Annotated in this window: 15 protein-coding genes; 9 read left to right on the top strand and 6 right to left on the bottom strand. The window is 66.7% G+C overall.

Annotated features, from left to right (window positions below):
* Window positions 1-24: 24 nt before the first annotated feature.
* Entirely contained in the window at window positions 25-1,716 is a 1,692-nt protein-coding gene (locus QRN13_RS11190) for a sensor histidine kinase (protein WP_284877965.1), read from the bottom strand.
* A 62-nt stretch (window positions 1,717-1,778) separates the two neighbouring features.
* On the bottom strand, window positions 1,779-2,432 hold the full coding sequence (thiE, locus tag QRN13_RS11185; RefSeq protein ID WP_284877964.1) for a thiamine phosphate synthase: 654 nt from the start codon (window positions 2,430-2,432) through the stop codon (window positions 1,779-1,781).
* A gap of 131 nt (window positions 2,433-2,563) precedes the next feature.
* Between thiE and QRN13_RS11180 the strand changes: the two genes are divergently transcribed.
* The 6 genes from QRN13_RS11180 to QRN13_RS11155 all read left to right on the top strand — a co-directional run bounded on the left by QRN13_RS11180 (window position 2,564) and on the right by QRN13_RS11155 (window position 6,829).
* Window positions 2,564-2,749, top strand: a complete 186-nt coding sequence (locus QRN13_RS11180; protein WP_017504559.1) for a (2Fe-2S)-binding protein — start codon at window positions 2,564-2,566, stop codon at window positions 2,747-2,749.
* 141 nt (window positions 2,750-2,890) lie between these two features.
* Entirely contained in the window at window positions 2,891-3,391 is a 501-nt protein-coding gene (bfr, locus tag QRN13_RS11175; protein ID WP_026108332.1) for a bacterioferritin, read from the top strand.
* A gap of 69 nt (window positions 3,392-3,460) precedes the next feature.
* Window positions 3,461-4,021 (top strand): tryptophan-rich sensory protein, encoded by a 561-nt coding sequence (locus tag QRN13_RS11170; protein WP_055754984.1) that lies wholly within the window; start codon window positions 3,461-3,463, stop codon window positions 4,019-4,021.
* 103 nt (window positions 4,022-4,124) lie between these two features.
* Window positions 4,125-4,691 carry an elongation factor P gene (gene efp / locus QRN13_RS11165; RefSeq protein WP_055754985.1) on the top strand — a complete coding sequence of 189 codons (567 nt, stop codon included), beginning with the start codon at window positions 4,125-4,127 and terminating at the stop codon, window positions 4,689-4,691.
* Window positions 4,692-4,795: 104 nt separating this feature from the next.
* Entirely contained in the window at window positions 4,796-5,602 is an 807-nt protein-coding gene (locus QRN13_RS11160) for an inositol monophosphatase family protein (protein ID WP_017504555.1), read from the top strand.
* 195 nt (window positions 5,603-5,797) lie between these two features.
* Window positions 5,798-6,829 (top strand): glycerophosphodiester phosphodiesterase family protein, encoded by a 1,032-nt coding sequence (locus QRN13_RS11155; RefSeq protein ID WP_284877963.1) that lies wholly within the window; start codon window positions 5,798-5,800, stop codon window positions 6,827-6,829.
* On the opposite strand, the gene QRN13_RS11150 is transcribed toward QRN13_RS11155, so the two are convergent.
* Window positions 6,826-8,694, bottom strand: coding sequence for an ABC transporter transmembrane domain-containing protein (locus QRN13_RS11150; RefSeq protein WP_284877962.1), 1,869 nt, complete (start codon window positions 8,692-8,694; stop codon window positions 6,826-6,828). The two genes, QRN13_RS11155 and QRN13_RS11150, sit on opposite strands and share 4 nt — an antisense overlap.
* A 152-nt stretch (window positions 8,695-8,846) precedes the next feature.
* Between QRN13_RS11150 and rpmE the strand changes: the two genes are divergently transcribed.
* Window positions 8,847-9,071 carry a 50S ribosomal protein L31 gene (rpmE, locus tag QRN13_RS11145; protein ID WP_017506001.1) on the top strand — a complete coding sequence of 75 codons (225 nt, stop codon included), beginning with the start codon at window positions 8,847-8,849 and terminating at the stop codon, window positions 9,069-9,071.
* A gap of 159 nt (window positions 9,072-9,230) precedes the next feature.
* On the top strand, window positions 9,231-10,793 hold the full coding sequence (locus QRN13_RS11140) for a L,D-transpeptidase family protein (protein WP_017506000.1): 1,563 nt from the start codon (window positions 9,231-9,233) through the stop codon (window positions 10,791-10,793).
* A gap of 9 nt (window positions 10,794-10,802) precedes the next feature.
* Here QRN13_RS11140 and rcdA read toward each other — a convergent pair whose 3' ends face one another.
* Window positions 10,803-11,303 (bottom strand): protease adaptor protein RcdA, encoded by a 501-nt coding sequence (gene rcdA, locus QRN13_RS11135; RefSeq protein ID WP_055754989.1) that lies wholly within the window; start codon window positions 11,301-11,303, stop codon window positions 10,803-10,805.
* Between the two features lie 109 nt (window positions 11,304-11,412).
* Entirely contained in the window at window positions 11,413-11,616 is a 204-nt protein-coding gene (locus tag QRN13_RS11130) for a DUF1192 domain-containing protein (RefSeq protein WP_055754990.1), read from the bottom strand.
* An 88-nt stretch (window positions 11,617-11,704) separates the two neighbouring features.
* Here QRN13_RS11130 and QRN13_RS11125 point away from each other — a divergent pair, with 88 nt between their 5' ends.
* On the top strand, window positions 11,705-12,676 hold the full coding sequence (locus QRN13_RS11125) for an NAD(P)H-quinone oxidoreductase (RefSeq protein WP_284877961.1): 972 nt from the start codon (window positions 11,705-11,707) through the stop codon (window positions 12,674-12,676).
* Here the strand turns inward: QRN13_RS11125 and QRN13_RS11120 are convergent.
* Entirely contained in the window at window positions 12,673-13,278 is a 606-nt protein-coding gene (locus tag QRN13_RS11120) for a beta/gamma crystallin-related protein (RefSeq protein ID WP_091747930.1), read from the bottom strand. The two genes, QRN13_RS11125 and QRN13_RS11120, sit on opposite strands and share 4 nt — an antisense overlap.
* Window positions 13,279-13,449: the final 171 nt, after the last annotated feature.

The raw sequence follows: 13,449 nt of genomic DNA, 5'->3' as shown, positions 1-13,449 counted from the left end.
CGGGGCGCGACCGCAAGCGCGACCTCACGCCTTGGGCAGCGCGACCCAGAAGGTGGCGCCCTCGCCCGGCGCCGAGATCACGCCGATCGAACCACCCTGCAACTCGACCAATCGCTTGGCCAGGGCCAGGCCGACGCCGTGCCCCTCGACCGTCGAACGCTCAAGGCCCAGGCGGTTGAAGGGCTCGAACAGCTGCGCCTGCTTCTGAAGCGACAGGCCGGGGCCGAAATCGCTGACCTCGATGCGGACGCAGTCGTCCTGACGAAGCGCACGCAGGACGACACGACCGCCGGACCCGCCGTATTTCAGCGCATTGCTGGTCAGGTTGGTGATGATCTGGGCCAGACGCTGAGAGTCCGCGACCGCGATCAAGCCATCGCCCTCGCACACCACCTCGACGGCGACCCGGTCGGCGTCGGGCCACAGCAGACAGGTGCGACGCACGTCTTCCAGCAGACCCGGAATGTCGGTCGGCCGCAGATCGACCCGGACGGCTCCGGATTCGGCGCGGGCCACATCCAGCAGATCGTGGGCCAGGGTTTCGACCTGACGCGCGGTCTTGACCAGCATGTCGGACATCTCGGCCTGCTGGGCCGAGACCGGCCCCAGATGGCCCTGCCGCCACAGGTCGCCAATGCCGATGATGCCGGCGACCGGGCTCTTGATCTCGTGGGCGACGTTGGCGAGCAGGCGGGACTTGGCCTCCGAGGCCTTTTCGGCGCGTTCGCGACCGACGCGCGCGCGCTCCGCCAGAAGATCGCGCTCTTCCAGCAGCGAGGCCACCAGCAGGACGGGCATATAGCCGATCAACACGAGCATCTGGGCCATCAGAACCTGATGGGTCAGGTCGCCCTGAGCATAGGGGCCGTTTCCAATCATGGCGCTGCCGACCAGCAGCACGCTCATAACGACCAGGGTGAAGGCGGCGCCCGCGACGCCGAGCCGTACCGCGATGGCCAGCAGAAGCGGCAGCAGCACGAAGCCCATCGGCACGTCGCCCGTGAAGGCGACAAAGTAGAAGACGGGGACAAGGCCGATCAGAACGACGGCCTCGGCCAGTTTCCTGGGTTTCAGCAGACGCGCGAACATCGCAGGCGTCAGCGACATGCCAAGCGAACCCAGTACAGCGATGCCCAGGGCATGACCCAGCCACCAGGTCTGGAACCCCTGCCAAACGATGTCGGCCTGGCCCATCAGCGACAGGATCAGGGTGCTGCACAGGGCGGCGGGGATCGGCGCCAGGACAGCCGCGAAGAACAGGAAGCTGACCGCGCCGTTCAGGCTGGAAAGGTTGAGCGTAGGAGAGAACCGGCGGGCCAGCAGGACAGCCCCGACGATCTCGATCATGTTGGCGATCGTGAAGGCCAGCGCCAGCGGCGGTTTATTGCCGGCGATGATCTCGCCAATCAGGATGCTGACGGTCAGGACGCCGGCGAAGGTGAGGTCGCTGGTGCGGCCGCGGCTGGTGCGCAGCCAGACGGCGACGGCGACGCCGCTGGCGCCCCACAGGCCCGCCACCAGTCCGGCCGAACGGGCATAGGCGATGGCCAGAGCGACCAGGATGGCGACGACGACGCCCGTCAACACCGGAATAAGGGGATTGGGGCCGTCCGGACCTTCGGCGCCGACGGGGCCGGGCCGATGGCCAGCCGCCATCACGCCCTTGACGGGGGCGCTGTGGGGGGCGTCGATATTGAGCGCGCGGCTCAGGATCATGGACAGGTTCCGACCAATCAGAGGTCGGAATAGGACGACACGGTTCCTAATATCCCCTGAAGTCAGGCCCGCATTTTTTCATTGAAACGCCTGACGGCCTCGGCTGCGCCGTCGGGATGGTTCCAGACCCCGCCGCTGACCGCCACGAAGTCAGCGCCGGCTTGGGCAAGCTCTGCTGCGTTATCGACCGTGATCCCGCCAATGGCGACGCAGGGCGTCTCGACCGTCTCTTGCCACACCGTCAGGATGTCCAACGGCGGGCGATGCACCGTTTCCTTTGTATCGGTGGGATAGAAGGCGCCGAAGGCGACGTAGTCGGCGCCACCCTCTGCGGCGTCCCAGGCCAGATCGCGGTCGTCGTGGCAAGTGACGCCGATCATGGCGTCAGGCCCCATGATACGGCGCGCCTCGGCCAGCGAGCTGTCTTCCTGACCGATGTGAACGCCGTCGCAGCCGGTGTTCCGCGCCAGATCGGGCCGGTCGTTCAGCAGGATCGCGACATCATGACGCCGCGCAATAGGAGCCAACACCTCGACCGCCGTGCGGATAGCGGCGTCGTCGGCGGGCTTCAGCCGGATCTGCAAGGCCGCGACGTCGCCGGCGGCCAAGGCCTGATCGAGGGTTTGCGCAAAGGCGTTCAGGTCGGCGATCGCGGGCGGCGTGATCAGATACAGCCGGCAGGGCGGACGCTCGGGGACGGTGGGTGTTCGGGCCATGTCCGTCATTGCCTGCCCCCGCGACGATCCGTCAACGGCCCAAGGCCGGGCGAAACCGTGCGAACGACTTGCAATCGCCTTAAGGACTGCTATAGCGAACCATTCTCAGTCAGTAAAACGTGTGGCGCCTCGTGTACGTCTGCAACTGTAACGGTCTTCGCCAGCGTGATGTCGCCCAGGCCATCGAGGCCGGTGCCTGCCGTCCGCGTGACATCTTTGCGCGCAACCAGTGCCAGGCCCAGTGCGCCAAATGCGTCTGCGAGATGCGTCAGATGATTCAGGAAAGCCGCGAAGCGTTCGCACTCGCAGCCGAATAGTTTGCTTCGCCTGCGGCCGACAGTCACTCGCACTCTCAATGCAGTGATAAAACCTCGCAAATAAACAAAGCCCGTTTTACTGTGTTATGGCTGCGCTCGACAGACGGCGATAGCGCCGTGGCGAGACCAAGGACCATGGCCATGAAGGGCGACCCCGCAATCCTGCGCACGCTGAACGCAGTGCTGACCAACGAGCTGACGGCCGTAAATCAATATTTCCTGCATGCCCGCATGTTCGAAAGCTGGGGCCTCGCGCACCTGGGCAACGTGATCTACGAAGAATCGATCGGCGAGATGAAACACGCCGACATGTTGATCAAACGCATCCTCTTCCTGGATGGCCTGCCCAACCTGCAAGACCTGCACAAGCTGAAGGTCGGCGAAGATCCGATCGAATGCCTGGGCGCCGATCTGCAACTGGAACTGGACAGCCGCGCGACGACCGCCGCCGCCGTGACCCAGTGCGAGGAAACCCGCGATTACGTCAGCCGTGACCTGCTGATGAAGATCCTGGCCGACACCGAAGAGCACATCGACTTCCTGGAAAACCAGCACAAGCTGATCGAGCTGATGGGCGCGCAGAACTATCTGCAATCGGCGATGAAAGAGATCGTCACCGACGGCGCGGCAACCGGCAACTAAGCTCTGCCTTCTGACGGAACTCCAATCCGCTCCGGCCATTAGCCTGTCAGGGCCAAGCTGGAGCGGACCATGACCGATATCGACGACGCCATCGACGACGTGCGCGACGCCGCCATGGACTTGCTGAACAGCGAGGGCCGCAGCGCCGGCCATGTGGTCGCCGGGATCGCCCTGACCGTCGGCTTCGCCCTGTTGGCCCACACCATCGCCTCGGGCGCGTTGAAGCCCCGTCGCAACCTGAAACAGGTGCGCGACAAGGACCTGCCGATCACCGAAAAGCCCAAGGGGGCCTTCAGCCTGATCCTGCCGGCCGTGTTCTCGGCGACGACCCTGTCGGCCGTGCGCGTCTGGAATGCGCCTCCGCAAAAGGAACGGACCCGCGCCATGGGCCTATGGGTCGCGGCCCAGACGGTGAACGCCGTCTGGCTTGGCCTGCGCCCGTCCTCAATGGCGCGTCAGGTGGTCGCCGCCATGTCGTCGGCCGGTCTGGCCGCCGCCTTCGCCCACGAGGCGCGCAAGCTGGACGAAGGGGCCGGCAAGATGGCGGCGCCGCTAGGATCAGGCGTGCGGTTCGGAAACTTCCTGCACCGCAAGGCCGACGACGCCTCGGGCGGACGCACCCTGCATTAGGTTGCGTCGCCTTGCCCTTTATCGGGGCTTCCTCTAGGGATCGCGCCCTATTCGCCTCGCCCCGAACGGTGCGAGGGCGCAACTCCATTTCCGATGTGACCCCATGAAGATCAACGGCAACACCATCAAGCCCGGCATGGTCCTGCAGCACAATGGCGGCCTGTGGGTCGTCACCAAGGCCAGCCACGTTAAGCCCGGCAAGGGCGGCGCCTTTGCCAACGTCGAGGCCAAGAACCTGGAGACCGGCAACAAGCTGAACGAACGCTTCCGGTCGGAAGACAAGGTCGAGCGCGTGACGCTGGAACAGAAGGACTTCTCCTATCTGTTCGACAACGGCGACAGCCTGGTCTTCATGGACGACACCACCTACGAGCAGATCGAACTGCAAAAGGACTGGGTCGGCGAAGAGCGCATCCCCTATCTGCAAGAAGGCATGAAGGTCGTCATCGAGATGCACGAAGAGCGTCCGATCGGCCTGGAACTGCCCGATCAGGTCGTGCTGGAAGTCGCCGAGACCGAGCCGACCGTGAAGGGCCAGACCGCCTCGTCGTCCTACAAGCCCGCGCTGGCGTCCAACGGTGTGCGCATCATGATCCCGCCCTATATGTCGGCCGGCGAGCGTATCGTCGTCGACACGACCAGCGGCGAATACGTCCGCCGCGCGGACTAACAGACCACCACGCTAAAGCGGCCCCTCGCGGGGCCGTTCCTTTCTGAACTTCTCCGACTGTCCGGCTGCGGCTTTGAAGGACTTTCGGACCAGGAGATTCCCCGATGGCCCTCGCCTCCGCCCTGCTCCAAGTCATGACCGATGCGGTGCGCAAGACCGCCCGCCCGATGCTGCGCGACTTCGGCGAAGTCTCCCAGCTTCAGGTGTCGAGGAAGGGCCCCGGCGATTTCGTCACGGCCGCCGACCTGAAGGCCGAAGACACGCTCTACGAACTGCTGATGAAGGCTCGCCCTGGCTACGGCTTCCTGGGCGAGGAACGCGGCATGATCGAGGGGACGGACAAGTCCCACACCTGGATCGTCGATCCGATCGACGGCACCACCAACTTCATGCACGCCATGCCTCACTTCGCCATCACGGTAGGGCTGGAGCGCCGCGCGCCGGACGGGTCGAGCGAGATCGTCGCCGGCGTGACCTACAACCCCGTCATGAACGAGCTGTTCTGGGCCGAAAAGGGCAAGGGCTGCTATCTTAACGACCAGCGCATCCGCGTCGCCGGCCGTCGCGATCTGTCCGAAAGCCTGATCGCCACCGGACTGCCCTTCATCGGCAAGTCGGGTCACGCCCAGTCGATCAAGGATCTGCACGCTGTGGGCCAACGGGTCGCCGGCATACGCCGCCTGGGCTCGGCCGCCCTGGACTTCGCCTGGGTCGCCGCAGGCCGCTACGACGCCTATTATGAGCGCAATCTGAAGCCTTGGGACGTGGCGGCGGGCATCCTGTTCGTCACCGAGGCCGGCGGCCGCGTCACGACCATCGAGAACGACGGCGATCCCAAGACGGGCAAGTCGATCCTGGCGTCGAACACCGAACTGCATCCGCACTTGCGCAAGGTGCTTCAGGGCTCCTGAGGCTCGCTTCTGTCTCTTCCCCGCTTGCGGGGAAGTGGCGCGGCGCTTCTTCAGCGCCGTGACGAAGGGGCTCTTGCCTGATCGCCAGCGGCCGGCGGGGGCGTCAAGAACCCCTCCACCGCTTCGCGGTCCCCTCCCCACATGTGGGGAGGAGACGGTCATCGGCCTGTCGCGCCCCTGCCCTATCCAAGGCGGATGATCCGTTTCATCCTGTGCGGCCTCGTCCTTCTGACCGGAACGCCCGCCCTGGCCCATCTCCTGATCATCGCCCATCGCGGCGCGTCCGGCGAACGGCCCGAGCATACGCGCGCGGCCTATGAGCTGGCGATCGAACAGGGCGCAGACGTGATCGAGCCGGATCTGGTGCTGACCAGAGATGGCGTCTTCGTCGATCGGCATGAGAACGAGATCGGCGGCACGACGGACGTGGGCGACCGGCCCGAGTTCGCAAGCCGTCGGACGACCAAGACCATCGACGGGGTCGAGACCACCGGCTGGTTCACCGAAGACTTCACCCTGGCCGAGTTGAAGACCCTGCGGGCCAGGGAGCGGTTGCCCGCGTTTCGACCAGGGAGCGCCGCCTATGACGGTCAAGAGCCGATCCTGACCTTTGATGAAGTCGTCGCCATCGCGCGCGAGGCCTCGGCGCGGACCGGGCGGGCAATCGCCGTGGCGCCGGAGCTGAAACACCCGACCTACTTCGCCGGGATCGGCTTGCCGATGGAGGACGGCTTCGTCGCGGAACTGGAGCGGCTGGGTCTGACGGGCGCCGACGCCCCGATCATCATCCAGTGTTTCGAGGTCGGGCCGCTGGAGCGGTTGGCGCATCGCATCGATGCGCCGCTGGCCCAACTGATTGCGGCCCAGGGCGGACCGGCGGACCGGGCGGACGTGACCTATACGCAAATGATCGCGCCCGAGGGGCTAAAGGCCATCGCCGCCTACGCCGCCTGGGTAGCGCCGGAAATGACCCTGGTCCTGCCGCGCGCCGCTGACGGCCGCACGACAGCGCCGAGCACCCTGGTCACCGACGCCCATGCGGCGGGCCTCAAGGTCGTGGTCTGGACCCTGCGGGCCGAGAACGCCTTCCTGCCGGTCGAGCGACGCAGAGGCGACGACCCGGCCGGGCACGGCGACATGGCCGGCTATGCCTCAGCCTTCGCCGCAGCAGGGGTCGATGCGCTGTTCAGCGACTTCCCGGCCCTGGCGCGGACCACGGCGGCCTAGTTGCGGAACTGAAGTTCGGCGAGGCGGGCGTAGAGGCCGCCCTGGGCGACGAGTTGCTCGTGGGTGCCCTCTTCGACCACGCGGCCGTCGTCCATGACGACGATGCGGTCGGCGCGCAGGACGGTGGCGAGGCGGTGGGCGATGACCAGTGTGGTGCGCTCCTGCATGGCCTGATCGAGGGCGACCTGGACCAGGCGTTCGCTTTCGGCGTCGAGGGCGCTGGTGGCCTCGTCCAGCAGCAGGATGGGGGCGTCGCGGACCAGGGCGCGAGAGATGGCCAAGCGCTGGCGCTGGCCGCCCGACAGGCTCTTGCCGCGCTCACCGAGCGGGGTGTCGAACCCTTCCGGGAGGGCGTCGATGAAGCCGAGCGCCTGGGCCTTTTCGGCGACGGCGCGGGCCTCTTCCAAAGTCGTGTTCTCGCGGCCGAAGCGGATGTTCTCCAAGGCCGAGCCCGAGAACAGCGGCGTTTCCTGAGACACCCAGGCGAAGCGGTCGCGCACGGCGACGGGATCGGCCTGGCGCACATCGACGCCGTCGACCGAGACCATGCCGGTCTGCGGATCATAGAAGCGCAGCAGCAGGCGGAAGACCGTGGACTTGCCGGCGCCAGACGGGCCGACCAGGGCGACCGTCTCACCAGGGCGCACGGTCAGGCTGAAGCCCTTCAAGGCCGGCAGATCCGGGCGGCCCGGATAGGCGAAGCCCACGGCCGACATCGACACCTCGCCGCGCGGGGGCGTCGGCAGGGCGGTGGCCTGAGGCGGCGGGGCGATGCCGGCGACGGCGCGCATCAGCTCCTCGATCCGCTCCATGGCGCCGGCGGCCTTTTGCACGTCGCCCCAGCTTTCGCCGAGCGCGCCAACGGCGCCTGCGGCGAAAACGGACAGCAGAACGAACTGAAGCAGGGCGCCGGGCGTCATGGCGCCCTTCACCACGTCCTGGGCGCCCAGCCACAGCACCAGGGTCACGCCGCCGAACATGACAACGATGATCAGGGCGGTCATCCAGGCGCGGGCCTGCATCCGCGTCAAGGAAGCGTTGAAGGCGTCCTCGACCGCCGCGCCGAAGCGGCTGATGGCGCTCTGTTCACGGCCGAAGGCCTGGACCGTCTCGATGGCGTCCACGCTTTCGCCGGCGAAGCCGACGGCGTTGGCGAAGCGGTCCTGGGACGCGACGGTCAGTTTGCGCACCTTGCGGCCGAAGATGAAGATCGGCCCCAGCAGGAAGGGCACGATCAGCAGGACGAAGCCAGTCAGTTTGGGGCTGACGAAGAACAGCAGGGCCACGCCGCCGATCAGCGTCAGGAAGTTGCGTAGCGCGTAAGAGATCGACGTCGTCATCAACGTCTCGACCAGGGCGATGTCCGTGGTCAGGCGCGACAGCACCTCGCCCGTGCGCATATGGGCGTAGAAGGACGGGTCCAGCGTCAGGATGCGGCCGAACAAGCCCTTCCGCACATCGGCGATGACACGCTCGCCCGTGCGGGTGACGAAATAGTAGCGGGCGGCGGTCGCCAGCCCCAGGAACAGGGCGTTGGCCCCCAGCAGCAGGAACCAGATGTTCAGATTGGCGCCACCGGCCTCGAACCCATGGTCGATGGCCCCGCGCGCCAGGGCGGTCAGGCCCAGCGAGGCGGCGGTGGACAGCAGCAGCCAGAACACCGCCATCAGGGCATGACCCTTGTGGCGCATGGCGAAGGGAATCAGTCGCGCCAGCGGGCGGATGTCGCGGCGCTTGGCGCGCTTGGCGCCCGCTTCGGACATCTGGTCGGCCAGAAGGGCGCCGGCGCTGGGCCGTCCTTCCAGCGACGCCATGCCCGAGGCGCGGTTGGCGGAAGGGGCGGAGGCGGCGGCTTGATCGGTCATTTCGCCCGCCTCTTGCCCCGGAACGCCCCCCGGTGTAAACGCCGCCCCTCATTCCGCCGGGCCTTTCCCTTAAAAAGGATTTGGTGGCGGGTTTCTCATTTCACGCGCACGGACGGTCGGCATCGTCACCGCGCAGAGACCGGACGACGACCATGAAGGCGGATACCCATCCCGACTACCACTTCATCACCGTGGTGATGACCGACGGCAGCACCTACCAGACCCGTTCGACCTACGGGAAGGAAGGCGACAAGCTGGCCCTCGACATCGATCCGTCGACGCACCCGGCCTGGACGGGCGGCAACGCCCAGCTGATGGACCGCGGCGGTCGCGTCTCGCGCTTCAACAACAAGTTCGCCGGCTTCATCAAGAAGTAAGCGCGTCCTGGCTGCGACATCTCGCAGCAATCGGAACACCAAGAGCGTCGGTCGCAAGGCCGGCGCTTTTTGTTTGGTCGGAACACCGATAATGTGGGGGCGTTCGGGTACCAGGGGCGTCGGCCACGCTGGCCGAAGCGATCGAAGAAGCGGAAGACTATGAATAGACGGCAACTGGGTCTGGGCGTCGCGACGGCGGCCATGACCCTTGGCTCGGCGGCGCGCGCGCAGCAGGTCTTCGTGCAGCGCGGACCGGAGGCGACCGCCTTCTACAACAGCTTCAACGATCAGATTTCGCGTCTGCCCGAGACGCAGCAGGCGGATGTGCGCGCCTTCTATGAGATGAACGGCTGGCGGCCGGTGTGGAACGCCGACCGGGTTCGGGCCCTAAACACCGTCGCGGCCGGCGCCAATCGCCATGGTCTGGCGGGCTCTGACTATTTCGACTTTGTGGGACTGGCCGCCGATCCGGCGAGCGCGGACCTGCGGACCACGGCGGCGGCGCTGGCCTATGCCCGCGTCCTGGCCGAGGGCAAGGTGCGGCCCGAGACGGTCGAAGACCTGTGGGAAATGCAGAAGAACCGCGTGGACCTGCCGCGCGGTCTCAGCGACGCCCTGACCCGCAATGTGCTGGGCCAATGGTACGACGGCCTGGCGCCCACCGACATCGGCTATCAGAACCTGTCGGCCGGCTATGTCCGCTATCGCCGTCTGGCGGCGCAGGGCGGCTGGCCCCGCTTCACCCAGGGCGCGACCATCGAGCCGGGCAATAGCGATCGCCGCATCCCCGCCCTGATCGACCGCCTGACGGCCGAGGGCGACCTGTCGGCCGCCGACGGCGCGCGGCTGAAGTCGCAGGGCCTGGTTTACAACGCCGAACTGCAACGTGCGGTGCAAAGCTTCCAGAACCGCCATGGCCTGGGCGCAGACGGGCGGATCGGCGCGGGCACCCAGCGCTCGCTGGGCGCCTCGGCCGAGGACCGTGCGCGTCAGATCGCGCTGAACCTGGAGCGCCGTCGCTGGCTGAAGCGCGAGGTCGCGCCCGAGCGGATCGAGGTCAACACCGCCGCCGCCATTATGGTCTATTGGAAGGACGGCAAGCCGGTTCACTCCAACCGCGTCGTGGTCGGCTCGGCCGAGAACCAGACGCCCAGTCTGGAGAAGCCGTTCGCCTCGGTCGTGGCCAATCCGCCCTGGTATGTGCCGGCCGGCATCGCGCGCCGCGAAATCCTGCCCAAGGGGCCGGGGTATCTGGCCGCCAACGATATGTATGTGAAGGACGGCACGGTCATCCAGCGCGCCGGTCCGCGCTCGGCCCTGGGCTATGTCAAGTTCGAGCTGCGCGACAGCTACGCCATCTTCCTGCACGACACGCCGTCTAAGGCCGCCTTCAACCTGTCCACGCGTCAGCGCAGCCACGGCTGCGTGCGGGTGCAGAATGCGGTGGAGTTCGCGCGCCTGTTGCTGTCGCCCGATCCGACGAAGCTGGCCCAGTTCGACACGGCCCAGGACACGCGCGAGACGACGCGCGTGACCACCGGCCGGGAAATCTCGGTGCGTCTGCTGTACTGGACCGCCTTCGTGGACGGTCAGGGCCGCGTGGCGTTCCGCGAGGACGTCTATGGCCGCGACGACAAGCTGGCGCAGGCGCTGGGCATCGGCGTCAATCTGCCCAAGCCCATCGACGACGGTCGGGCGGACGCCAACGACGTCGGGCCGTAAAGGGGGCGATCAGCCCCTGAAGGCCGCCTCAAGCATGCCCATCTGGCTGAGCACCGGGTTTTCCGGGGCCTGATCCTGATCGTCGGCATACATGCGGCGATCCAGATACAGGGTGCGGTCGAACAGCTTTTCCGATCGCACGAGGTATTCGATCAGGGCGATCGGCAACTCGGCGTGGCTGGGCTCGGCGTCGATGCGGCGCTCGTTCAGGCGATAGCGCGGCTCGCAGGCGGTTTCCGGCGACATGTCGTCTTCGCGCACGGCGCGCTGGACCAGGAGCCAGGAGGCGATCTGCATCAGGCGGGTGGTCAGCTTCATGCTCTCGGCCGCATAGGCCAGGGCGGCGGCGCGCGACAGCATCTTGGAATCGCGACGGCCCTCGCCGTCCAAATAGGCGGCGGTTTCTTCGACCAGTTCCATGCCTTCGCGGAAGGTGCGATCGAACAGCTCGGACCGGGCGAAATCGCGAACGGTGCGGCTGCGGTCAGCGGGGGACGGAGCGGAGGTCATTTGAGCATTGATCATCAGAGAAGGTCGGGTCCGTCCTGCAATCGGCCCCTGGCGGCGCCGTTCGCACGAAAGATGCAACGCTCATGCCATGCCAGCGGATCATTCGCGATCACGAACCGAAGTTGAACAGGGCGTCGGCGGCGTTTTTCTTGGAGCGTTTCGTCTCGATCGCGGCGCGCGAGCGCGCGATCTCGGCCTCCAGCGCGGCGATCCGCTCCTGCAAATCCTCGACGGCGTAAACATCCAGGTCTTCGCGTGACAGGGCCCGCAGCGGTTCGCCGCGCTGCGGGCGGGGTTCAAGATCTTCGAACATCGTCGCCTTCCTTTCGCGCTGTCATGGCCAAGGCGGTCCACGGTCCCTATCTGAACGCCCGGATACGGACGAATGCAAGGCGAGTGCGATGCGCGTGATCGAAATCGAAGGCGGTTCCGGACCGGCCGAGGCCCTGAAGATCGCCGAACGGCCCGATCCCGTGGCGGGGCCGGGTCAGGTGCTGATCCGGGTGCGGGCTGCGGGTGTGAACCGGCCGGACCTGCTGCAACGCACCGGCGCCTACCCCCCTCCCCCCGGGGCGTCCGACGTTCTGGGGCTTGAGATCGCCGGCGAGATCGAGGCCGTCGGAGAGGGCGTGACGCGCTGGACGGTCGGCGACCGGGTCTGCGCTTTGCTGGGCGGCGGCGGCTATGCGGAGTTGGCCGTGGTCGACGCCCGTCACGTCCTGCCGATCCCCGAGGGGCTGGATTACGTGCAGGCGGCCGTGCTGCCGGAAACCGTCTTCACCGTCTTCGCCAATGTGTTCGAGGGCGGCGCGTTGAAGGCCGGCGAGACGTTGCTGATCCACGGGGCGACCAGCGGCATCGGCGTGACGGCGATCCAGATGGCCAAGGCGGCAGGCACCCGGGTGATCGCCACCTCGCGCGGGGCGGACAAGGCCGCAGCCGCCAATGCGCTGGGCGCGGACATCAGCCTGGACGCCAAGACCGATGATCTGGAGGCGCGGATCCGCGAGGCGGGCGGCGCGGATGTGGTTCTGGACATGGTGGGGCGCGACTACGCCGCCCTGAACCTGAACAGTCTGAATGTGGGCGGGCGTTGGGTGGTCATCGCCTCCCTGACCGGCCCCAAGGTCGAGATGGATCTGCAGCGGATCATGCTGAAGCGATTGACCCTGACGGGATCGACCTTACGCAGCCGCCCGGCGGACGAAAAGGCGCGTCTGACCGCGGCTGTCGAGGCGACCGCCTGGCCGTGGGTCGCATCCGGCAAGGTCAAACCGCCGGTTCAGGCGGTCTTCGCGTTGGAGCAGGCTGCCGATGCGCACGCCGAACTGGAAGCCGGCGGGCACATCGGTAAGATCGTGCTGAGCGTCTAGTAGCGCCCGCCACGCACGGGGCGCAGCGACGAAATGTTGTCGTTGAACCCGCCGTTCAGGAAGCGGACGTCGCCTTCGACGATGCGGCAGCGTCCCCGGAACTCGGCGTCGGTGCAGACTTCCCAGCGGCCTTCAACGCGCATCGAGCTGATGCGGTCATTGAATGGGGTGCGGCCCAGGTTGCGGTCTTCGCTGGTGAACTCACGCGAAGCGCCGCGGAAGTTGGCGTTCTCATAGACGGTGATCGAGGACCGACCCCAGCCACCGCCATTGCCGCCGCCCCAGCCGGGGCCGCCGTTGCCGGGTCCCCAGCCGCCGCCGGGGCGACCGGGCTGGCTGTCTTCATAGTCGCCACGGAAACGCCCGCAGACTAGCAGGCCGTTGTCGTTGTTGATCTCCTCGCCGCCGCAGCGGTTCAGCTCGATCGACGTGCCGCGCATCCGGCCACGCATGTCGCGGCAATCGGCATAGAGACGACCGCGATTCACATAGGCTTCCGAGCACGACTGGGTATAGCCGCCGCGCGGGGCGACGCGTTGTTGTGCATAGTCCTGGCCCGAGGCCATCGCTGCGGCCAGAGCCGCGCCAAGCAGAATGGACATGGTGGTTCTCCTCTCCCGAAGCTGAAAAGCTTCATTACCGCGAAGGTTGCGTCAGGGCGGATGAACCGTTGCTGTATGGGATTGTCGGTCAGCGTTTTCTTTTGTGTCGAATAGGCCTATATCGGCATCATACGCGCCCGGTCGAAAGGCCGGGCGCCGTCGTATCCAACG

The organism is Brevundimonas sp. MEB006b (assembly GCF_030209705.1).
GTDB lineage: Bacteria > Pseudomonadota > Alphaproteobacteria > Caulobacterales > Caulobacteraceae > Brevundimonas.
This window is presented reverse-complemented; position numbering and strand designations above follow the sequence as displayed.